The organism is Marinobacter sp. F4218, from assembly GCF_019443085.1.
In the GTDB taxonomy this organism is placed as follows: Bacteria; Pseudomonadota; Gammaproteobacteria; order Pseudomonadales; family Oleiphilaceae; genus Marinobacter; species Marinobacter albus.
Map to the genome: position 1 here is coordinate 910,867 of NZ_JAHZIL010000003.1, position 21,708 is coordinate 932,574.

The 21,708-nt window shown below is 60.4% G+C and carries 17 protein-coding genes; 3 read left to right on the forward strand and 14 right to left on the reverse strand.

Features of this window, described 5'->3' with window-relative positions; genetic code table 11:
- Positions 1-13: 13 nt before the first annotated feature.
- The 14 genes from K0B93_RS08240 to K0B93_RS08305 all read right to left on the reverse strand — a co-directional run bounded on the left by K0B93_RS08240 (position 14) and on the right by K0B93_RS08305 (position 18,093).
- Positions 14-844, reverse strand: a complete 831-nt coding sequence (locus K0B93_RS08240; RefSeq protein WP_219866748.1) for an ABC transporter permease — start codon at positions 842-844, stop codon at positions 14-16.
- On the reverse strand, positions 841-1,773 hold the full coding sequence (locus K0B93_RS08245; protein ID WP_219866749.1) for an ABC transporter ATP-binding protein: 933 nt from the start codon (positions 1,771-1,773) through the stop codon (positions 841-843). The genes K0B93_RS08240 and K0B93_RS08245 overlap by 4 nt, the downstream gene beginning before the upstream one ends.
- Positions 1,773-3,038, reverse strand: a complete 1,266-nt coding sequence (locus K0B93_RS08250) for a nitrous oxide reductase family maturation protein NosD (protein ID WP_219866750.1) — start codon at positions 3,036-3,038, stop codon at positions 1,773-1,775. The genes K0B93_RS08245 and K0B93_RS08250 overlap by 1 nt, the downstream gene beginning before the upstream one ends.
- A gap of 59 nt (positions 3,039-3,097) precedes the next feature.
- A complete protein-coding gene (gene nosZ / locus K0B93_RS08255) occupies positions 3,098-4,996 on the reverse strand; it encodes a TAT-dependent nitrous-oxide reductase (RefSeq protein ID WP_219866751.1) in 1,899 nt (632 codons plus the stop codon).
- Positions 4,997-5,061: 65 nt separating this feature from the next.
- Positions 5,062-7,164, reverse strand: coding sequence for a transcriptional regulator NosR (nosR, locus tag K0B93_RS08260; protein ID WP_285368281.1), 2,103 nt, complete (start codon positions 7,162-7,164; stop codon positions 5,062-5,064).
- 162 nt (positions 7,165-7,326) lie between these two features.
- On the reverse strand, positions 7,327-7,728 hold the full coding sequence (locus tag K0B93_RS08265) for a ribonucleotide reductase subunit alpha (RefSeq protein WP_219866753.1): 402 nt from the start codon (positions 7,726-7,728) through the stop codon (positions 7,327-7,329).
- A 35-nt stretch (positions 7,729-7,763) separates the two neighbouring features.
- The gene (locus K0B93_RS08270; protein WP_219866754.1) at positions 7,764-8,150 is read right to left on the reverse strand and encodes a putative zinc-binding protein; all 387 of its coding nucleotides are present in this window, start codon (positions 8,148-8,150) and stop codon (positions 7,764-7,766) included.
- Positions 8,151-8,193: 43 nt separating this feature from the next.
- Positions 8,194-8,943: a Crp/Fnr family transcriptional regulator gene (locus tag K0B93_RS08275; RefSeq protein ID WP_219866755.1), complete on the reverse strand. Its 750-nt coding sequence runs from the start codon at positions 8,941-8,943 to the stop codon at positions 8,194-8,196.
- Between the two features lie 138 nt (positions 8,944-9,081).
- Entirely contained in the window at positions 9,082-9,888 is an 807-nt protein-coding gene (locus K0B93_RS08280; RefSeq protein ID WP_219866756.1) for a peptidylprolyl isomerase, read from the reverse strand.
- A 59-nt stretch (positions 9,889-9,947) separates the two neighbouring features.
- A complete protein-coding gene (gene narI, locus K0B93_RS08285; RefSeq protein WP_219866757.1) occupies positions 9,948-10,625 on the reverse strand; it encodes a respiratory nitrate reductase subunit gamma in 678 nt (225 codons plus the stop codon).
- 20 nt (positions 10,626-10,645) lie between these two features.
- Positions 10,646-11,386, reverse strand: coding sequence for a nitrate reductase molybdenum cofactor assembly chaperone (gene narJ / locus K0B93_RS08290; protein ID WP_219866758.1), 741 nt, complete (start codon positions 11,384-11,386; stop codon positions 10,646-10,648).
- A gap of 10 nt (positions 11,387-11,396) precedes the next feature.
- Complete coding sequence (gene narH, locus K0B93_RS08295; protein WP_219866759.1) at positions 11,397-12,971, reverse strand: nitrate reductase subunit beta; 1,575 nt, start codon at positions 12,969-12,971, stop codon at positions 11,397-11,399.
- Complete coding sequence (locus tag K0B93_RS08300) at positions 12,968-16,711, reverse strand: nitrate reductase subunit alpha (RefSeq protein ID WP_219866760.1); 3,744 nt, start codon at positions 16,709-16,711, stop codon at positions 12,968-12,970. Before K0B93_RS08300 ends, narH begins: the two co-directional genes overlap by 4 nt.
- Before the next feature lie 113 nt (positions 16,712-16,824).
- Positions 16,825-18,093 (reverse strand): MFS transporter, encoded by a 1,269-nt coding sequence (locus K0B93_RS08305; protein WP_219866761.1) that lies wholly within the window; start codon positions 18,091-18,093, stop codon positions 16,825-16,827.
- 199 nt (positions 18,094-18,292) lie between these two features.
- On the opposite strand from K0B93_RS08305, the gene K0B93_RS08310 reads away from it, so the two are divergent.
- The 3 genes from K0B93_RS08310 (at position 18,293) to ubiT (ending at position 21,555) form a co-directional block, all read left to right on the forward strand.
- A complete protein-coding gene (locus K0B93_RS08310; RefSeq protein ID WP_219866762.1) occupies positions 18,293-20,152 on the forward strand; it encodes a histidine kinase in 1,860 nt (619 codons plus the stop codon).
- Positions 20,153-20,217: 65 nt separating this feature from the next.
- Positions 20,218-20,874 carry a two-component system response regulator NarL gene (gene narL, locus K0B93_RS08315; protein ID WP_219866763.1) on the forward strand — a complete coding sequence of 219 codons (657 nt, stop codon included), beginning with the start codon at positions 20,218-20,220 and terminating at the stop codon, positions 20,872-20,874.
- Between the two features lie 177 nt (positions 20,875-21,051).
- The gene (ubiT, locus tag K0B93_RS08320) at positions 21,052-21,555 is read left to right on the forward strand and encodes a ubiquinone anaerobic biosynthesis accessory factor UbiT (RefSeq protein ID WP_219866764.1); all 504 of its coding nucleotides are present in this window, start codon (positions 21,052-21,054) and stop codon (positions 21,553-21,555) included.
- The last annotated feature ends 153 nt before the right edge of the window (positions 21,556-21,708 follow it).

A 21,708-nucleotide genomic window follows, 5' to 3' on the forward strand; every position in this document is an offset into this window, starting at 1 on the left:
AATAGAGCTCCAGTCAGATACGGCGATTTCGAAACAGGAATATGGCCCCGGTCAGGGGAACAGTAAACCAGAGCACCAATCCAAACCAGAGCCCGGCGGCCCCGATTGGCAGTTCGGCGCCAAGACTGAGAACTCCGTTCAGTTCGGCGCTATCGCTGAAGGCCACGATATTCAGCAGGCGGTAGATGTCGGTCGGATTGAGCATCAACAGCCATGGCAACAGCTCTGAGCTGAACTGGCCCTGACTCGCCACCAGTGTGCCGAGCAGCGCGAGGTCGAAGACGAGCACGAAGAAAAACCAGATTGCCAGGGCCAGGCCGGCCGCAACCGGTTTCTCGCTGACCCGGACGCTGACAAGGTACGCCAGCGCAATAAAGCCCCATCCCAGCAGGATCGTGGAAGCAATAAACCGGAACATGGCGACCGCCAGACCGGCAATGCGAACATCCTCCACCAGAAGTGCAATGGCGATACCGGCTACTCCGAAGCCAATGAAGGTGGCAAGGGCCAGGGTCAGACCATGGCCGAGAAATTTTCCAAACAGCAACTGGCTGCGACTGAGGGGATAGGTCATCAGCAACAACAGGGTACCGCCCTCTTCTTCACCAACGATGGCGTCGTAGGCCAGTAACAGTGCGATCAGCGGGATCAGGAAAATCCCCAGGCTGGCCAGGCTGGCGATGGTCGCCGGGGTGGACGCGTAGCCAACTTGCCCGGAGGCGGCGGCGCCGAACCAGGCGATGCCCAGGGCCAGCGTCGCAAAAACCAGGGAAATGGCCAGCAGCCAGCGGTTACGCAGACTGTCGCTGAGTTCCTTGCGGGCAATAGTCCAGATGCTGTTCATTGACTGCCTCCGCGGTGGGCCAGGCCGCCAGAGCCGATGAAGTGCACGTAGATATCCTCCAGGCTAGGTTGGTGGATACTGATATCCGCCACTTCCCCGGAGGCCATCACTGCCCGTAAAAGGTGCATTTTCTCGCTCGGTTGCACGTCCACCCGCAAGCGGCCGTGTTCGGTCTTGATCATCAGGCCATTGCTCGAGGAGGCGCCATCAATCACCTTCTCCAGGGCGGAAATGCTGTTCGCCGGATCCAGTGACAGGGTGACCGGCATGTTGGCCTGCCGCCTCAGTGCCGACAGGTCACCGACCGCCTGCAGGGCACCGTCGGTGAGAATGGCTGCGCGGTCGATATAGGGTTCAACACCGGGCAACACGTGGGAGCAGAGCACGATGCCGGTGCCCTCGTCACGCAGCTTCCGCAGCAGCCGGTAAAGGTCTGCCGTTGCCACCGGGTCCAGGCCCACGGTGGGCTCATCGAGCATCAGCAACTTAGGTTTCCCCAGCAGCGCCTGGGCGAGACCGAGTCGCTGGCGCATGCCCTTGGAATAGGTCTTGGTGCGGGCATCCATGGCATCAGCCAGCCCCACCTGGCTGAGCAACTCGGGAACCTGTCCGGGCGAAGCCCCCTTCAGACGGGCAAAGTGGCTGAGGATCTCGCGGCCCGTAAGCTGCGGGTAGAACATGACGTTCTCCGGCAGATAGCCGATGAATTGGGCCACCTCCGGATCCCCCGCATGCCCGTCCAGGACCGAAACGGTCCCCTGGGTCGGCTGCATCAGCCCGAGAATCAGTTTGATGGACGTGGTCTTACCGGCCCCGTTGTGACCAAACAGGCCCAGGATCTCACCCGATTCCAGGCGCAGATCGATACCCTTCAATACCGGTTTTTTATCGTAGCGGAAACTCACATTTTCAAGACGAAAACAGCTCATCAGCTCTCCGGTCGCAAATCGGTGGGGATGCGCATCAAGGGATGGGAATCAGAAACGCCGGCGGACTTTACCACAGGGAAAGCATCCTGAACCCAGCGCAGGGTATCGACCGCCGGGCTGAACATCAGGATCCTGGCTTCCGGGTATTTCCACAGCAACCGGTCAACATTGTCGTTGGGTTCGTAGGGCACATCCCCCACCCCATCCTGATTTCGATCCCAGCCCAGGTAATCGCTCCAATAATTGCCTTCGCCCTCGCGGGACCATTCCTGGGTACGGGTCGCGACATATTTGACCTGCTGTTGGTTGTTCACAAAGGCATTACCAAACACCTGGTTGTCTTCCGAACCGGCGGTCAGGTGAATGCCGATGTTGCTGTCGGCAAATACATTGCCTGCAAAGGTGTTGTACAGGGAGTTGTAGATGAACACGGCCTTGCCCTCGGCACCACCGATCGCAACACCGGCGGTCTGCCCCTGGGACACCCCGGTCACCACGTTCCCGCGCAGCTCTGACTGGGTAATGAAGTTCATCAGGATACCGTAGTTCTCGTCGTTCTCGGACCGGTTGTTGAGCACCCGCAGGCGCTTGCTCTGCATCAGGGCATAGCCGGTCCGGGTTCCCCGGGTGACATTGCCCTCAATCAGGTTGTCCATGGAATACATGTAGTGAATGCCATAACGGAGATCCGCCATAACGTTGTTGCGGATGGCGTTGTGATTGGCGGTCTCGATATAGATAGCATCCCGGGTCTGGCGGATGTCGTTATCCTCTACCAGCGCACCGGTGGTATTGAACAGATGGATCCCATTGCCGCGATCGTTCGGCCGCATGCTGGCGTCGCCGCGAATGGTGTTGTTGCGCACCGTCACGTCCGGCGTGGCATCCAGCCAGACGCCAAAGGCCGGGCCCTGCAACCGGTTACCCTGCACCACCGCGCCACGGGCCTCCCGCGCCACAAAAATCCCGGCATCCAGTTCGTTGAGGTTGTCGCCCCAGTTGCGCACCAGGCACCCGCGGAACGTCACGCCCTCGGCCTGGATTTCCACCGCATTTCCCTGCCGCTCTCCGTCAATCACGGTCTCGGGCGCACAGGTCACGGTCACCCCGGGCACCTTGATAGTCAGCGGCGACAGGTGCTCGGGAGGAAGCTCGAAGGTCGCGCCCGGGGCCAGGGCATCGAGCCGTTGCTGCAGGTCGGCACTGGCGGTCAACGACAGTAAGGCGATTGCCAGGGCCACCCCGTAACGCAAAAGTCGGTACATCAATCGGGTCTCAAAGAGGAAAACCGGAACCCCACGACGGGGTTCCGGCGCGACAAGGATCAGGCCTTCTCGACAATCATACGGCCCCGCATCTCCATATGCAGCGCATGACAGAACCAGTTGCAGTAGTACCAGTGAACCCCGGGACGGTCCGCCACAAAGGTCACCGAGGAGGTCTGCTGGGGACTGATCTCCATACTGACGCCATGGTTCACCATACAGAATCCGTGGGTCACATCCTCGATGGTATCCAGGTTGGTCACGTAAACCGTCACCTCGTCGCCCTGTTTGACCTTGAACTCGGTCATGCCGTATTGCGGCGCAATCGAGGTCATGTATACACGCACCTTGTTCCCATCGCGGATGACCTTGTTGTCGGCCTCCAGGGTAACGCCATCCTTTTCCGCCTGCTCCCGGGCCGAGGCAAAGAACGGATCGTCGCGGCCGTAGATCTTCTTGGTCTTGATCTGGTCCCGGCGCACCAGGATGCAGTCGTGGGGCTCGGCAAAGGTCGGGCCGTCGTGCACCAGTTTCATTTCCTCGCCGGAAATATCGATCAGCTGATCGTTCTCCGGGTGTAAAGGCCCGACCGGCAGGAAACGGTCCTTGGAGAACTTCGACAACACCACCAGCCACTTGCCATCCGCATCACGGGACTCGGTCAGCGAGGCGTGGTTGTGGCCGGGCTGGTAATGCACATCGAGCTTCTGGCGGATGTAATTCACCTTCTCACCATTGTAGTGCTTGATGGCATCGGCAATGTTCCACTTGCAGATCTGGCTGTCGATGAACAGGGTGGTGTAGGCATTGCCACGACCATCGTAGGTGGTGTGCAGGGGCCCGAGACCCAGTTCCGGCTCCGCAACCACCACGTCACGTTCTTCTTTGAGTTCACCGGCGAAAAGGGCATCCAGCTTGTCGATAGCAATCACCGTGCAGGTGGGTGACAGCTTGCCGTTGGCAATGAAATACTTGCCGTCAGGTGACGTATTCAGACCGTGCGGGTTCTTCGGCACCGGGATGTAGCGGGTCAATTCCGAGCCCGCGCGACCGTCCACCACCGGGACACTGGAATCCCCCAGCGTCTTGTAGTCGCCGTTTTCGACGGCTTTTTCGATTCGCTCGATGTTGAACACCACCGCCCAGTCGCGGTCGTTGCGCATAGTGCCTGCAAGATCCAGCGCCTTCTCGGAGTTATAGCAGGTCGAGCAGGCGTATTTGCCGGTGTAATCCGCATCGGTATTGTCCAGGTTGCCATCGACAATCACCTGGAAGGCCACTTCCATGGTCTCGGCATCCAAGGCGTTGAACATGGTAAAACTGCTCTCCAGGCTGGTATCACTGCCATCGTTGGGATGCGGGATCACATACTCGGCATTGCAGAATACGTACTTGGTCTTGGGCACCTTCTGCAGTCGCAGACCGTGGATCGCCTGCACATTGGGAATGGTGGTGATCTTGTCACACTTCATTATGTCCAGGCGGATCCGGGCTACCCGGGTGTTGGCCTTGTCGTTGATGAACAGGTACTTGCCGTCGTACCGGCCATCGGTCATGGAAATGTGCGGGTGGTGGGCGTCGCCATTCAGGTGGGTGTTGTCATGCCCCAGAACGTCCTTGCTTTCATTGGAGATGCCCCAGCCCGTGGCTGAATCAACGTTGAACACCGGAATTCGCATCAGCTCCCGCATCGAGGGCACACCCAGAACCCGCACCTCACCGGAATGGCCGCCACTCCAGAAGCCGTAATACTCGTCCAGCTCACCGGGATGCACCACGAAGTTGTTGCGGGCCTCCTCGGCGGCTGCCGCAAACGCCTCCCGGGACATGACAGCCGTACCCAGCCCCGTTGCTCCGGCTACGCCCGCAAGCGCAGCGGCCCCCATGAAACGCCGGCGACTGAGGCCGCTCTCTGCGGTTTCGGAAGCATCCTTGATTAGCTCATCTCTCTTTTTCATCGCGTCCAACTCCGTTATTGGTAATGGCGGTTTGCTTCTGGTTTGGTGGTTAGTTTTTTCACTGCTCATGGCACCTGCACCACCGGAATCTCGTCCGGGTGGCCTGGCGCGTTGTGACCACGGCGTTTGCCACGACGTTTGACGATCAGTGGCGGGCACTTTTGGTCGTTGAAATAGGTCACCTGGCAATCCAGGCAGTAATGACACTCCATGTAATTGATGTGACCGTCAGGATGAATGGCCTGGACCTCGCATTCGTGGTCACACAGCCGGCAAGGATTGCCGCACTCCTTCCGGCGCTTGAGCCAGTCGAACACCCGCAATTTGCTCGGCAATGCCAGGGCCGCGCCGAGCGGGCACATGTACCGGCAAAACACCTTACGGGTAAACAGGTTGACCACCAGCAGCAGGACGGCGTAGGTGACGAAGGGCCAGCTGCGATCGAACTTCAGGGTGATGGCGGTTTTGAACGGCTCCACCTCGGCCAGCCGCTCGGCAGTGGCCATGGACTCGAGGGAGACCCCGAACAGCACCAGCAGAATGATGTACTTGATGGCCCACAACCGCTCATGCCAGGCGAAGGGGACGGTGTACTGGGGCACCTTGAGCCTGCGGGCAATCTCGTTCAGCAGCTCCTGCAGGGCCCCGAACGGGCACAGCCAGCCACAGTAAACCGCGCGCCCCCACAGCAGTATGATCGCGGCCACGACCGCCCAGAGAATGAACAGCATTGGATCGATCAGGAAGGTTTCCCAACTGAAGCCACGGATGACGCTGTTCACGAAGGTCAGCACGTTGACGATGGAAAGCTGCCCCAGGGCATACCAGCCGATGAAAAACAGGGTGTAGACCAGGAAGCCGTGACGGATCCACCGGAAGATGGTCGGCTTCTGCACCAGCCAGTCCTGAAAGAACAGGATGAACATCAGCACACCGATACCCAGACTGAGGACCACGATCTGGAATTCGCGTTGGTACCACACCTGCACCCACATAGGCTGGTCCGCCAGCATTTCCTCTTCGGTCAGCACCGGCTCCGGACGGGTGTAGTACTGGTCCGGCAACTGATAAGTGAGCGGGAAGACCTGAAACTCACTGTCCAGCGGGCCGGTCTGGCGTTTGACGGTCAGCTCGAGGGTCCATTCCGTGCCCGGGTCGAAGTTGTACTGTTGCCTGACAACGAAGATAGCCATTTCATCGAAATCGGGCATGCCTTCGGCGTAAACGTCGCTCAGACGGTAATAATCGAGGTCGCGAAAATTGAAGGTGTCACCGTACTGACGAATCTGGATGCGGTCGAAGATGCCACCACGGACATAGCCGGAACCTTTGAAGGAATAGTCGCCCTTGGCCAGCACGGCAATGGCGTGTTCGCCTTCCTTGAGTTCCGAGCTCAGCCACTGGTACTGGCTCTCACCCAACAGATTCCGGCCGATGGCAGGGACATTCAGGTAAGCGGCGTAGAGATCAATCAGGGGGTCGTCCCGTTCTTCCGGCGCGGCCTTGTCCACCTCCGCGGCAGCCGTGCCCTCGAAGGCCTCATCAACCTGACCGCGGGTCAACAGCAGCCGGCGCACAGAGCCCTCACCGGTCAGCTCCTGCCAGGTCCGGGGCACGAAGGGCCCGATTTCCAGTTCCGACATGGGCGGCCGGCTGTCACCGGCACCTGCCACCAGCCCCAGCTCGGCACCAACCCTGTGGGCCGAGCGCATGATCACTTCGTTGATCACCATCACCGTGACGGTGGCCCCGGACAGACCGTCCACAGCAACCTTGCGCTCGCTGGAGGTGCCGCCAACGGTCACCCGCTGGTCGGCTTTCAGACCGATGTACTGATCGGTAAAGTCGTGCATCTTGCTTTCGGGGATGCCGACCAGCAGGATCGGCTCGTGGTGCTCGATGACCCGGTTCTGGACGATCTGGCCATCGGTGTCCAGCACTACCACCACGTTGATCGGTTTGCCCGAATAGGCCGGTGTCTGGACGAAATCGAGGCTCTGATAGACATAGCCCTTGAGCTCGTCGCCGGCGTACAGCTCCTGTATTGCCCGGTTGCCTTCCCGGGGACGCACCTCCGTTACTGAAGGAAACGCTTTCTGAATCACCTGACGGGCGGCCACCGGCTCGTACTCGTTCACGACCTCGGCGCGGGCGGCTGGCGCCAGCACGCCGACCGCAAAAATGGCGGCGAAAAAAAGACCGGTGGCGGTGCGTAACAGTGCGCTCAAGTCAGTCTCCCGAAGAACCCGACTAAGAATTAGTCTAGATCCAATTAACAAAAATCACATACCACTCACGAGATAGGCCGCAGCGCGCTTCGGCCGTCTGGATTACTGCAGCGAGACGGCTTCGCCCCGGGTATTAAGCGGCAAGTAGTTGGAGATATGCCCCAGTCGAATCGACTCCACCATCATCGTCAGGGGCTGCTTGGCTTCGTCGGAAGAGGGCTCCATGCCGCCACGACCCGACATTGCCGCGACAAAGACCATGTCCCAGTCCTGACCGGTACTGCGGGACTCTTCCACGAGGGTCGCGAAATCCGGCGCCTCCTCCGGGGTCTTGTCGACGCAGATCACCGGAGTCAGGGCACCGCCCTCGCCTCGCTGGAAGGCGTCCTTCTCTTCGGCGGAGGCGTCTTCGGGCAACTCGGCCCGGCAAAAAACGAAAAGGAACCGCTGGGCATCGACCTGGGCGAGGCTTGTTTGCACCAAATCGCTGTAGTTACTGATCATGTGACAATTTCCTGAATAAAATGAGGCAAAGCGGATCACCCCTGCCGGGCGATTAGCTGCGGATTATCCCGACGGTCCAGGACCTGCTCGCAGACGTCACGAACAGCTTCCTCTCCATAGCTCTGGCCATAACGTTTCCTGAAGCCGGATTCGTACAACCGGACGTGCTCATCCGGTGTCACCCCTACGTTCTCAAGGCAGCTCAGGGCGCAATGCAGCGGGCAACCGTCAATCACGGTGATCGGGCGACCGGACCGGGCGGTTTTCACCAGCGCCGGCACGTGCCCGCCGACGCCGGAAATGCAGGACATTTCAAACTCTCCGGCGTGATCCAACCTGACGGCGACGTTGTTCGCCAACTGCGCCACATCGGAGCAGCCGGAACAGGCATAGATAAGCGGGCGTTGCTTTCTTGATGTCACACAGCCTCCTGCGAAAAGAACCTGGAGGAATTGGGGCCAGGGCTCACTGGCTGATTTCGACCAGCCGCTGCGGGTCGGATATAAACAGCTTGCTCCGATTGACCCGGACCAGGCCGTTGGCTTTCAGGTCGGCCAGGATCCTGGAGAAGGTCTCCGGCTGCATGGCCAGACGCGAGGCCACCAGGCATTTGGGCAGCGGCAACTCCACTTCCCCGGCCTGCTCAACGCCATTGGGAAGCAGGTCGATCAGGTAGCGAATCAGTCGGTCGCGGGCATTCTGGACGGTCATGATCTCCAGTTCATGGAATCGGGAGACCGCCCGCTTGGCGTAATGGCGAAGTGCGGCCTGGGCATACTCCGGGTGTCGATCAATCAATTCCCGGTAGGCTTTGACGGGGATCATCAGCACTTCGCTGGATTTCAGGGCTTCGGCGTAGCAGGCGTACCGGGGAGGATCGGCATAAATCATGACTTCAGCGAAGCAATCGCCCGGCGCGATGCTGTCGAGAGTGCGATCGATGCCGGAGGAGTCCAGTCGGTACAGACGCAGGCGGCCGGAGATCACAAAGAAGAAATGATGGGCCGGCATATCCTGCCGATACAGCAACTGGTGGTGACCGAGGCGGAGGCGCCGAGACTGTTGAACGAGCTGTTCGAGATCTTTACCTGCAAGGCTGCGGAACAGCTCGTGGCGGCGCAGGTTCCCCAGACCGTCTTCATCGTCGAATGGTTTGTTTACAGCGATCAGCACCGGTTTGGCGTAGCGGGTTTCGGCTGTTTGCATCACCGCCATGGCGTGCCCTCCTGCATATTCATGCATTGAAAATCATATTTTAAATACTAGAAGGACACGGCTTGAAAATCGCTCCCCCGTTGGGGGTAGTCCCGGTGCTATTCCGGAGTAATTGAGTTCGATCGGAGAGGTCAGGTGCTATTGCATTAACGGCGAATCCGGCAATTCCAGGTCTACGCCTTCCACCCCGGTTTCCGCAGCCAGCACCTGCAGGTACTGACGGAATGCCCGTCTGGTCACGCTCTCGCTCAGGTACTGTCGGATCTGCGGCTTGACGTGCTCGTAGGGCAACTGTTCGCCGTCGATGCGCTGATCGACACGAACGATGTGCCAGCCGTAACGGGTTTCGATCAGTTCCGGGCTGAGCCCTTCCTCCATACTGAGCACCGGGCGCTCGAATTCTTCGACCGTCTGGCCCTTGCTGATCTGGCCAAGGCTGCCGTCCTGGTGTCGGGACTCACACGCGGAGTACTGCCTGGCCAGGTCGGTGAAACGGGAGCGTCTATCAAGCAGAGCAGCCAGCAGCTGGCGACCGACCTCTTCCTGCCGAATTCGCTCCTGCACATCGTCCGGGGCCGCCGCCAGCAGAATGTGGCTGACTGCCATGAGTGTGGGGCTGCGGAACCGGCTGGGGTTCGCCGCATAGAAGCGTTCGCAGTCCTGCTCAACGGGGTCGGGAACGTTGAGTTCCAGCTCCAGCACCCGGGCGATTCGATCTTCCTCGTCCGTGATCTCGTCCAGCTTCAGGCGGCTTGCCTGCTTCAGGAGCAGTTCTCGGAGCACGAGACTCCTGGCGGCTTCGTGCCAGGCTTCGGAGACTTCCTGGGCCGGGTGGTGCTGCATTTCCCGGGCAATGTCGTCCTCGGTGATCAGGGTGTCACCCACGTACACCGGCGGGAACTGGTTTCTGGGCTTTTCGGCGTCGCCGACGGGGATGAGTTGCATGGTAGTCGCCTCGGTAATGTCGGGGCCGGTGAACATGTTCACCGGCCCCCTGTTTTGCTTTATGCGCGCTTGCGCACCACCTGGTATTTCCGGCCAAAATACTCCACCGGTACGCTGAGCATGTGTACCAGGCGGGTGAACGGAAACAGCACGAAGATGGTCAGTCCCAGAAAGATGTGGGTCTTGTAGATCCAGTGCACGTCGGCAATGTAGTCCGCTACGCCGCCCTGCAGGGTGAAGATCCCCTGGGCCCAGGCAGAGAACTTGAGCATGGTGCCGCCATCCAGATGGCCCAGGGTGGGCAGAATGGTGAGCAGGCCCAGTGCCAGCTGGATGACCAGGATCACAATGATCATGTTGTCAGCGAAGGTGCTACTGGCCTTCACGCGCGGGTCGGTCAGCCGGCGCCAGGCAAGCATTCCGCCACCCACAATCGCCATCACGCCCGCAATGCCGCCGACGACGATCGCCATCACCTGCTTGGTGCCCGGGGTCATGAACGGCTCGTAGAGCGCGTGCGGGGTCAGCAGGCCAACCAGGTGGCCGAAGAAGATCACCAGCACGCCAACATGGAACAGCCCACTGGCCATCACCATGTTTTTCTTGCGCAGCATCTGGCTGGAATGTGCTTTCCAAGTGAACTGCCCCTGGTCGTAACGCGCCCAGGTTCCGAGTACGAGCACGGCGATGGCCACGTACGGGTAGATTCCAAATAGCAGTGTATTCAGGTAAGACATTGTCATTTCCTCCTGCGCCCTCAGGCGCGCCCTGACCGACGGGGTGTGGCATCCGTCATCAGTTGATCACTCAGGTGAATGGTCTGGGTCTGCTCCAGTTCCCGGCGGCGCTGGCCTACCACGCCGCCGGTACTGCAGGAACCGCCCTGATCGTCGACAAACTTCACCATTTCCTCTTCCCAGACTTTATCCAGGGCCTCCGGGGTGTCATCGCGCTCTTCCGAGGCCACGATCCGGGCCAGCTCCTGGCGATTCACCGTGCGCCCGGACAGCACCAGCAACGAATCCATCACCACGTGATAGAAGCTCTCACGCTGGTAAAGGCGCTCGCCGAGCAGGCCCAGGATGTGGTGGATATCCTCCAGCCAGTTGCGGATTTCATCCCATGGGCGGGTAGAGAGGTATTCCAGGAACAACGGCAGGTAGTCCGGCAGCTCCTTGGCGTCGATCTCCAGGCCGTTGGCGCGGTATTGCTCCATCAGGTCCACCATGGCCTGGCCGCGGTCACGGGATTCCCCGTGCACGTGCTCGAACAGCAACAGGGAGGTTGCCCGGCCTTTGTCAAAGATGGCGACGTAGTTCTCCTGCATGTCCAGCAAGTCGCCGGCGCACACCCTTTCCACGCCACGAAGCAGCTGTTCCTTGTTCTGCCCGGGCAGCCGAGGGTCCTCAAGGACCGCCGCTACCAGGGCATCTTTGGAGGCCTGGAGTTCTTCAGTGGGGTACTCAAGAACCCGTGCCAGTACTTTCAGAAGTTGCATCTCGGCCTCCTTATTCCTGCAGCTGTTTCGGGTCAACCTGCTTCACGGTCGACAGCTTCTGCACCATGCTGGTGGTCTGCTTGCGGCCACCGAACATGTTGAAATCGCTGTCGCCATTGCAGCCATCGCCGAAGCTGAAGCCGCAACCGTTGCGCTCGCCATAGGCGGTGGCATCGGGAAAGGCTTCTTTGGCCAGCTCGCGGTGGCTGGTCGGAATCACGAAGCGGTCCTCGTAATTGGCGATCGCCAGGTAGCGGTACATTTCATCGGCCTGGGCCTTGGTGAGCCCGGCCTCTTCGAGGGCCCGCAGGTCCTCTCTGCCTTCCACGGTTTGGGCGCGCTTGTACAGCCGCATGGCCATGATCCGCTTGAGGGCACGAACGATGGGTTTCTCGTCACCGGCGGTGAGCAGGTTGGCAAGGTACTTGACCGGGATCCGCAGGCTTTCGATCTTCGGCAGCACGCCATCGAACTCGACCTTGCCGGCTTCCGCGGCGGACTGGATCGGGCTCAGGGGTGGCACGTACCACACCATGGGCAGGGTGCGATATTCCGGGTGCAGCGGCAGGGCCAGTTTCCAGTCCACGGCCATCTTGTAGACCGGGCTCTGCTGGGCCGCTTCGATGACGTTCATCGGGATGCCGTCTTTCTTCGCCTGCTCGATCACCTTCGGGTCGAACGGGTCCAGGAAGATTTCCAACTGCTTTTCATACAGTTCCTGCTCCCCAGGGGCGCTGGCCACTTCCTCGATGCGGTCGGCGTCGTACAGCAGTACACCCAGGTAGCGAATGCGGCCGACACAGGTCTCGGAGCACACGGTCGGCATACCGGCCTCAATGCGCGGGTAGCAGAAGATGCACTTCTCGGACTTGCCGGTTTTCCAGTTAAAGTAGATCTTCTTGTACGGGCAGCCGGAGACGCACATGCGCCAGCCACGGCATTTGTCCTGATCGATCAGGACGATGCCGTCTTCCTCACGCTTGTAGATGGCGCCGCTCGGGCAGCTGGCGACACAGGCCGGGTTCAGGCAGTGCTCGCACAGGCGCGGCAGGTACATCATGAAGGTGTTCTCGAACTGGCCGTAGATGTCCGCCTGCACCTGGTCGAAGTTCTTGTCCTTGCGGCGTTTGGCGAACTCGGTGCCGAGGATTTCTTCCCAGTTCGGGCCCCACTCGATCTTCTGCATGCGCTGGCCGGAGATCAGCGAGCGCGGCCGGGCGACCGGCTGATGCTTGCTGTCGCCGGCGGTGTGCAGGTGCTGGTAATCGAAGTCGAACGGCTCGTAGTAATCGTCGATCTCCGGCAGGTCCGGGTTGGCGAAGATGTTCGCCAGGACCCGGAAACGGCCACCGATCTTCGGACGGATCTTGCCGGAGCTGTCGCGCATCCAGCCGCCCTTCCATTTGTCCTGGTTCTCCCACTCCTTCGGGTAGCCGATACCGGGCTTGGTCTCGACGTTGTTGAACCAGGCGTACTCCATGCCTTCACGGCTGGTCCACACGTTTTTGCAGGTCACTGAACAGGTGTGGCAACCAATGCACTTATCCAGGTTCAGTACCATGCCGACTTGGGAACGGATTTTCATTTTACAGCCTCCTGAACAGTGTCATTGCCTTCGCCATCGAGCCAGTCGACGTTGTGCATCTTGCGCACCACCACGAATTCGTCGCGGTTGGAGCCGACGGTGCCGTAGTAGTTGAACCCGTAGGAATACTGGGCGTAACCGCCGATCATGTGGGTCGGTTTCGGGCAGACCCGGGTGACCGAGTTGTGGATACCACCCCGGGTGCCGGTGATTTCCGATCCGGGCACGTTCACGATCCGCTCCTGGGCGTGGTACATCATCACCATGCCGGGCATTACCCGCTGGCTCACCACGGCCCGGGCCGCAATGGCACCGTTGGCGTTGAACAGCTCGATCCAGTCGTTGTCCTCGATGCCCATGTCCCTGGCATCATCCTCGCTCAGCCACACGATGGGACCACCGCGGGAGAGGGTCAGCATCAGCAGGTTGTCGCTGTAGGTGCTGTGGATGCCCCATTTCTGGTGCGGCGTGATCCAGTTCAGCGCTTTCTCCGGGTTACCGTTGCTGCGCTGGTTGAGCATGCTGCCGACGGCCTTGGTGTTGATAGGCGGCCGGTAAACCAGCAGGCTTTCACCGAAGGCGCGCATCCACTCGTGGTCCTGGTAGAACTGCTGACGGCCGGTCAGGGTGCGCCAGGGAATCAGCTCGTGGACGTTGGTGTATCCGGCGTTGTAGGACACGTGCTCGTCTTCGAGGCCAGACCAGGTCGGGCTGGAGATGATCTTGCGCGGCTGCGCCACAATGTCCCGGAAGCGGATTTTCTCCTCTTCCTTGTTGGTGGCCAGGTGGGTGTGGTCCAGACCGGTCATCTCGGACAGCGCAGCCCAGGCTTTGACCGCCACCTGGCCGTTGGTTTCCGGTGCCAGGGTCAGGATCACTTCCGCCGCATCGATGGCGGACTCGATCTTCGGACGACCCGCGTTGGCACCGTCGATGTGGGTGTAGTTCAGCTCCTTGAGGAAGTTCACTTCCTTCTCGGTGTTCCAGCTGATGCCCTTGCCACCGTTACCCAGCTTGTCCATCAGCGGGCCAAGCGAGCTGAAACGGGCGTAGGTGTTCGGGTAGTCCCGCTCCACGGTGATGAAGCTGGGGGCGGTCTTGCCGGGGATCAGGTCGCACTCGCCCCGCTTCCAGTCCTTCACGTCAAACGGCTGGCCCAGCTCGGCCGGGGCGTCATGCAACAGTGGCAGGGTAACCACGTCTTTCTCGACACCGAGGTGGCCCTCGGCGGCTTTCGAGAAGGACTTGGCGATGCCCTTGTAGATCTCCCAGTCGCTGCGGGCTTCCCAGGCCGGATCGGTGGCGGCGGTCAGCGGGTGAATAAACGGATGCATGTCCGAGGTATTCAGGTCGTTCTTCTCATACCAGGTGGCCGTCGGCAGAACGATGTCGGAATACAGGCAGGTGGTGGACATGCGGAAGTCCAGGGTCACCAGCAGGTCGAGCTTGCCTTCCGGCGCCTCGTCATGCCATTTCACCTCTTCCGGCTTCGCGCCACCTTCATGGCCAAGATCCTTGCCCTGCAGGCCATTCGTGGTACCCAGAAGGTACTTCAGCATGTACTCATGGCCCTTGCCGGACGAACCCAGCAGGTTGGAGCGCCAGATGAACAGGTTGCGCGGGTGGTTCTGGGGCGCTTCCGGATCCTCACTGGCGAAGGCCAGGGAACCGTCCTTCATGGACTGCGCCACATAATCCGCCACCTCCATGCCGGCCTTTTCCGCCTCGGCGGCAATGCCCAGCGGGTTACGGTTGAGCTGAGGCGCGGAGGGCAACCAGCCCATGCGCTCGGCACGCACGTTGTAATCAATCAGGCTGCCACCGAATTTGGACTTGTCCGCCAGCGGCGACAGGATTTCGTCCACACCCAGTTTCTCGTAGCGCCACTGACCGGAATGGGCGTAGAAGAAGGAGGTGGAGTTCATGTGCCGCGGCGGACGCTGCCAGTCCAGGCCAAACGCCAGCGGCTGCCAGCCGGTCTGCGGGCGCAGTTTCTCCTGGCCGACATAGTGGCTCCAGCCACCACCGCTCTGGCCAACGCAGCCACACATGATCAGCATATTGATCAGGCCGCGGTAGTTCATGTCCATGTGGTACCAGTGGTTCATACCGGCCCCGACGATGACCATGGAACGGCCCTTGGTCTTGTCGGCGTTATCGGCGAACTCACGGGCGATGCGAATCACTTTCTCGGCCGGAACGCCGGTGATCTTTTCCTGCCAGGCCGGCGTGTACGGCTTCACCTCGTCGTAGGACGTCGCGCCGTCCTCCTCGCCCAGGCCCCGGCTGATGCCGTAGTTGGCGACCATCAGGTCGTAGACCGTCACTACACGACCCTCGGAGCCGTCCGCCAGCTGCACCTTGCGGGTGCCCAGTTTGTGCTTGAGGATGTCCTTGATCTCGACGTGCTGGAAATGGTCATGCTCGATGCCGCCGAAATACGGGAAGGCAACATCGACGACCTCGTCGTGCTTCTCGACCATCGACAGCTGCAGATTGACGTCGGAACCCTTGGCGGTTTGCTTCAGGTTCCACTTGCCCTTCTCGCCCCAGCGATAGCCGATGGAGCCATTGGGAGCGGTGAGCTCGCCGGAGGCCTCGTCAATGGCGATGGTTTTCCACTCGGGGTTGTTCTCTTCACCAAGGCCATCCACCAGGTCACTGGCGCGCAGGAACCGGCCCGGCACATAGCTGCCGTCGTCCTTCTCATCGAGCATGACCAGGTACGGCATGTCGGTGTAACGGCGTACGTAGTCGGTGAAATACTCGCTGGGCTTGTCGACATGAAACTCCTTCAGGATCACGTGGCCCATGGCCATGCCCAGCGCGGCGTCGGTGCCCTGCTTCGGGTTCAGCCACTCATCGGACAGCTTGGACACTTCCGCGTAGTCCGGCGTGATGGCGACGGTCTTGGTGCCCTTGTAGCGAACCTCGGTGAAGAAGTGCGCATCCGGGGTCCGGGTCTGGGGCACGTTGGAGCCCCAGGCGATGATGTAGCCGGAGTTGTACCAGTCGGCGGACTCGGGCACGTCGGTCTGCTCGCCCCAGGTTTGCGGCGAGGCCGGAGGCAGGTCGCAGTACCAGTCGTAGAAACTCATGCACACGCCACCGATCAGCGACAGGTAGCGGCTACCGGCGGCGTAGGACACCATCGACATGGCGGGAATCGGGGAGAAACCGATGATGCGGTCCGGACCGTGCTGCTTTGCGGTGTAGACGTTGGACGCACCGATCAGCTCGTTGACTTCGTCCCAGCTGGAACGCACGAAGCCGCCCATGCCACGGCGAGGTTTGTACTCGGCGGTCTTCTTGGGATCTTCGACAATCGAGGCCCAGGCTTCGACCGGATCGTTATGCTGTGCTTTCGCCGCGCGCCAGAGTTTCATCAGGTGCTTGCGCATCAACGGGTACTTCAGGCGGTTGGCGCTGTACATGTACCAGGAGTAGCTGGCGCCACGAGGACAGCCGCGAGGCTCATGGTTGGGCAGGTCGGCACGGGTACGGGGGTAATCGGTCTGCTGGGTTTCCCAGGTGACCAGACCGTTCTTGACGTAGATTTTCCAGCTGCAGGAACCGGTGCAGTTGACGCCGTGGGTGGAGCGGACAATCTTGTCGTGCTGCCAGCGTTTGCGGTAGCTGTCTTCCCAGTCGCGGGAGACATCGTGGGTTTCACCGTACCCGTTGGCGAACGGCTCGCGCTTCTTCCTGAAGTAGTTCAGCTTGTCGATCAAATGACTCATGGTCTCTCTCCGGATCGTTGTTCCGATTTGAGACCATTGTGTGTGAGAAAATCCCCGAAATCTGCGTGGTTACTACCTCATAACCTGCCCCTACCTCACTGGTGGTAGGGCGCTCATATCCCCCGGTGGAGAAAGGACCGGCGTTCACGATGGCGGCTGTCCCGGGCGAACATCCACAGGCAGCCGGCCAGCAGGGCAAACAGAATCATGAACACCGCGGTACGGATACCCAGCCAGTGGTTCACGGCGCCGAAAATCACCGGCAGCAGAAAAGCAACGGAGCAGGCGCCAACCAGCAGGAGACCGGCCACCAGGGCCGCGGAGGAAGTGCTGCCCAGAATCGCCAGCCGCTGCAGACTGCCCATGGCACAGCCGAGGGCAAGCCCCAGCGCCACCACGAACAGGGCCTCGACGAACAGGGGTAACGCGAACTCCAGTTCAATGACGGTCTCGCCGCCCCGGATGAACAACGTCATCGGTGGGTAGGAAAGCACAAACAGGGAGATCAGGCAGGCCACCAGCGATCGGCTGATGACGGCAGCCGACCCGTACCGGTCTGACAGCGCGCCGCCCACGATCTGAGCCAGGGCCCCCGGCACCACGAACCACTGCGACAGCCGGGCACCGGTCTGGACGTCCAGTCGGAACTGGGAGGACAAATAGTCGGGCAACCAGAGTGCCAGGGCAAAAAAACTGCCCGCAACCACGCCGAAAAAGGCACAGACCTGCCAGCGGCGATTCAGCGCGATGGTAGCAAACCGCTTGCCCAGCCTGACCGGGGAACCGGCGTCCGCGCCGGCGTCATCCGACGACGTTAACATCACCATCAGGACCAGAATCAGGAGCAGTGCCACCAGGTACGCCAGGGCGACTCCCCGCCAGGAAAAGGCCTCGTGAAACAACGGAACCAGATAGTAATTGAATCCGGCGCCAGTAACGCCACTTCCGAAAACCCCCAGCACAAGCCCCAGACGTGCGGGCCGACAGTGGCCGGTAACAAACTGCAGGCCGGCGCAATAAAAGCCGCCCGCCAGGCCAAGCCCCCCCGCAGCCACCAGGTACCCGACATAACTCCTCGTCACCAGCAAAAGCATCATGCAGAGCGCCAACCCCGCCAGGCATAACAGCATGACCCGGCGCGCTCCGACGTTCTGTGCCGCCAGCCCGGCGGGGATCGCCAGGAAGGCACTGACCGCCATGGGCATCGCCAGCAGGAAGCCAAACTGGAGGCTGGTCAGCGCCAACTCCGCCCGCACGTGCACGCCGGCCACGGCAAACAATGTCCAGCAGCCGGATGCAATAACAAACCCCATCAGCGCAAGCGGAAGGACAACGGCCAGCGAGGTCAGCCGGTCCTCCTCACGTTCCCAATCAGCCGTCATAGATGGCTCTCCCTGCAAAACCCAACTTTCAGTTTCATCTTTTGCCCTGTAAACGGTCAAAGACTATGATGGGCTATCGCCTCTTGGGGTAAGTGACTATTCTCAAGGAGGTAGAAAACACGACCCAATGCCGTCATCAACTACCTTGAAGGCTGATGCTTCCGGCATCGTGTCAGGGCAACCGACAAGACGATTATTGATGAAATCCAGAACATCTCTCGTGAACCGGCTCTCGGTTGTGGTCGGAGCCATTATACTGACCGCTCTGGTGAGCATGGCCGCCACCCTCGCCGTGTCCAAAAGCATCGAAGGCAATGCAACGGCCATAAATCAGGCCGGCGCACTCCGGATGGGGGCCTTTCAGCTGCTGTCGAGGGCGGCTGGCTCCCGCGACCATGAGCGCGATAACGAGGCTTTTCAGGCGCTGACCGAGAAGTACATGGCGCGCCTGGTTAATGTTGGTATTATCCAGGCCATACCCGACAATACCGAGCACCCGTTGGCGCGGCAGTACCAGTCGATCCTGGATACCTGGCAGTCCAACCTGCAGCCAGCCCTGAAAAATCATGATCCCGGATCGCTGGTGAGTGCCCAACTGATTTCCGCGACGGACACCTACGTTCGCGAGGTGGACCAGCTGGTCACCATGCTTGAAGAGCGCACGGAAGCCCGGATCGATCTGCTGCACATGATCCAGATCATCAGTCTCGCGTTCTCCATCCTGATTATTCTCGCCCTGTTCATTGACATGAAAAACCGGGTGTTGCGTCCGCTGCGAAAACTCGTCGACATTGCCGACGCTGTCCGGCAACACGACTTTTCTCACAAGGCTCAATTGAGAGGCTCCGATGAGCTGGCCCAGCTTGGCGATGCCTTCGACCAGATGACGAGTGAGCTGGCCCTGACCTATCACGAACTGGAGGAACGCGTCCGGACCAAAACCGATGAGCTGGAAAAGAGCAACGCGGCCTTGCAGCTCCTTCATACCGCCAGTCATGGCCTGTTCGCCAATCACGACCTGTGCGACGGCGCCGTGCCCATGCTCCAGCAACTGGAGCAGTTGCTCGGTATTGGCCCGATCCAGATCTACCTTCATGACCGGGACTCTTCCCAGCCCATTCAGGCCGTCACCACCGCGACCCGGGAGCGCCCCTTCTATTGCCGGGACCACCACTGCAACGCCTGCCTGGTGCAACCCGAGCAGTACGAAGACCTACCGATTGAAAACAATGACGGCCGCCGCCTGTTGCTGCCCATCCGCACCCCCGGACATCTGCTGGGGACACTGGAAGTCTGGTACCCTGTCCAGATGGATCTGGCACCGACCGCCCGCCAGCTGCTGGAAATCCTGAGCGATCAGCTGGCCACCGCAATCTTCCTCGAGCGGCAGATTACCGAGGAGCAGCAGCTGACCCTGGCGGAAGAACGCACGGTTATCGCCCGGGAGCTGCACGACTCACTGGCGCAGTCGCTGTCCTACCTGAAGATGCAGGTAGCGCGCCTGCGCAGGCTCAACATCACCGGCGAGCAAGAGGCGACCCACGAGGCCATCCTGGATGAACTCAGCATGGGCCTGAACAGCGCCTACCGGCAACTGCGCGAGTTGCTGACCACCTTCCGGCTGAAGCTGGACACCCCGGATCTGTCTTCCGCGCTCAAACACACCGTTGAAGAATTTTCAGAACGGCTCGGCAAGCCGGTGCAACTGGTCTACAACCTGCCGCCGAATACGCTGTCGCCCAATGAGGAAATACATACCCTCCAGATTGTTCGGGAAGGGCTTGCCAACGCCGTAAAGCATGCCGACGCCAGCGAAGTTGAAGTCGATATAATCTTCGAGTCACCGAAAGTGAAAGCCCGGATCCGTGACAACGGCAGAGGCCTGCCCGAGGGCGACCAGCCCATCAATCATTATGGAATGGTCATCATGCAGGATCGCGCCCGAACACTGGGTGGGCAGGTACGGGTTCAGAACCGGGAGGAAGGCGGTGTGGAAGTGTCATTGTCTTTCATCCCGAAAAGCCGGAACCTTATCCCGACCGAAGTCTCCAGCGCCTGATCCGGACCACACACACGGGCGGCCTCCAAGCACGCCGGAACGCAGAAAAGGAAACCAGAGTAACCATGTCAGATATACCCGCAAGCATTCTGCTGATTGATGATCATCCGCTTCTGCGCCAGGGCATCAAGCAGCTGATCGAAATGGAAGACGATATGGAAGTGGTTGGTGAAGCCAACAACGCTTCAGACGGCATTCGCCTGGCCACGGAAATCGAGCCGGACCTGATCCTGATGGATCTGAACATGCCCGAGATGAACGGCATCGAAGCCCTTGAGAAACTGCGGCAACAGAACATCAGTTCCCGGATCATCATGTTCACTGTCTCCGATCACGAGGATGATGTGGTAGCCGCGCTGCGCGCAGGCGCTGACGGCTACCTGCTCAAGGATATGGAACCGGAGGATATGATCCGGCAGCTGCACCAGGCCGCCGTCGGCAAGATGGTGATCAGCGAGCGCCTCACCACACTGCTGGCCCAGGCCCTGCGCTCCAACAAGCCGCAGCAGGCTTCGCGCCCGGACTTCGACAGCCTGACACCCCGGGAAAAGGATATCCTCCGCCTGATTGCCGAGGGGCTCTCCAACAAGATGATCGGCCGCAAACTGGACATAAGCGACGGCACCGTGAAGGTGCACGTGAAGCACCTGCTGAAAAAGCTGAACCTGCGCTCCCGGGTGGAAGTGGCGGTCTGGGCCGTGGAAGAAGGTCTGCACCGCTGAGGGAAGCCGGCCCAAAGAAGGGGTCAAATGAAAGCCTTCATCTGACCCCAACTTCACCGCCACCCGGGGATCTGAAGAAAGCCTTCTTCTGACCCCACTTTCACCCCCTGAGTTATATCAAAGCCCCCAAACCAGTTTTCCCCTACCCTGCCTCCGTCCCAGATAACGGAGCCGACGATGCACCTTTCGTTACCCAAACTGACCGCGTTCCCCGCACACCACCCATTACTCGACCAGTCCCTGACGGTACTCCGGGAATACCTTCCGTCCCCCGCCCCGCTGCTTGGCGCTGTCGACCAGCGCATCCCCATGCCGGTCAAACAACTGGCGGCCGAAGCACCCCTGAATCGTCTGTTCGCCCGGGCCATTGCCGAGGGCGAGTTTGATGATTTCGAGGGACGGAAGATCCGCCTGGAATTGAACGAGGGTCACCCGGGTATTACTTTGGGATTCTGGTCGGGCAGGCTGAGGGTGGTTGACGGCTCAGGGGAAGCTATCATCCGCGGCTCCCTGTCAGCATTCCGAACCCTGGCCGAACGGCGTCAGGACCCGGACCAGCTCTTCTTCCAGCGCCGTCTGGTCATTGAGGGGGACACCGAGCTGGGGCTGGCGCTGAAGAACCTGCTGGATGGTCTGGAATGGACTGTCAGCTTTCGGACGACACTGTTCCCAAACTCGTAACCGGGCTTCCCAAGCCCAGTGCCGGGCAGACCTGGCGGCTCAAAGGCATACCTCGGAGAGGGTCCGGCGCATTTGGCTCGCCATAGCTGCCCATTAGCGCTTTTGCTGGTATCCACCCGGTCCGGTCCCGAGCCACTTCCAGGGAAGGAGAAC

What these genes read in the sequence shown, in the direction of transcription:
- K0B93_RS08275 (WP_219866755.1), bottom strand. Translation starts at nt 8,943, where the DNA reads ATGGCGGTGATGCAAACAGCCGAAACCCGCTACGCCAAACCGGTGCTG.
- nosZ (WP_219866751.1), bottom strand. Translation starts at nt 4,996, where the DNA reads ATGAAAAAGAGAGATGAGCTAATCAAGGATGCTTCCGAAACCGCAGAG.
- narH (WP_219866759.1), bottom strand. Translation starts at nt 12,971, where the DNA reads ATGAAAATCCGTTCCCAAGTCGGCATGGTACTGAACCTGGATAAGTGC.
- ubiT (WP_219866764.1), top strand. Translation starts at nt 21,052, where the DNA reads ATGCACCTTTCGTTACCCAAACTGACCGCGTTCCCCGCACACCACCCA.
- K0B93_RS08250 (WP_219866750.1), bottom strand. Translation starts at nt 3,038, where the DNA reads ATGTACCGACTTTTGCGTTACGGGGTGGCCCTGGCAATCGCCTTACTG.
- K0B93_RS08265 (WP_219866753.1), bottom strand. Translation starts at nt 7,728, where the DNA reads ATGATCAGTAACTACAGCGATTTGGTGCAAACAAGCCTCGCCCAGGTC.
- K0B93_RS08305 (WP_219866761.1), bottom strand. Translation starts at nt 18,093, where the DNA reads ATGACGGCTGATTGGGAACGTGAGGAGGACCGGCTGACCTCGCTGGCC.
- K0B93_RS08310 (WP_219866762.1), top strand. Translation starts at nt 18,293, where the DNA reads ATGAAATCCAGAACATCTCTCGTGAACCGGCTCTCGGTTGTGGTCGGA.
- narL (WP_219866763.1), top strand. Translation starts at nt 20,218, where the DNA reads ATGTCAGATATACCCGCAAGCATTCTGCTGATTGATGATCATCCGCTT.
- K0B93_RS08300 (WP_219866760.1), bottom strand. Translation starts at nt 16,711, where the DNA reads ATGAGTCATTTGATCGACAAGCTGAACTACTTCAGGAAGAAGCGCGAG.
- K0B93_RS08245 (WP_219866749.1), bottom strand. Translation starts at nt 1,773, where the DNA reads ATGAGCTGTTTTCGTCTTGAAAATGTGAGTTTCCGCTACGATAAAAAA.
- narJ (WP_219866758.1), bottom strand. Translation starts at nt 11,386, where the DNA reads ATGCAACTTCTGAAAGTACTGGCACGGGTTCTTGAGTACCCCACTGAA.
- K0B93_RS08280 (WP_219866756.1), bottom strand. Translation starts at nt 9,888, where the DNA reads ATGCAACTCATCCCCGTCGGCGACGCCGAAAAGCCCAGAAACCAGTTC.
- narI (WP_219866757.1), bottom strand. Translation starts at nt 10,625, where the DNA reads ATGTCTTACCTGAATACACTGCTATTTGGAATCTACCCGTACGTGGCC.
- K0B93_RS08240 (WP_219866748.1), bottom strand. Translation starts at nt 844, where the DNA reads ATGAACAGCATCTGGACTATTGCCCGCAAGGAACTCAGCGACAGTCTG.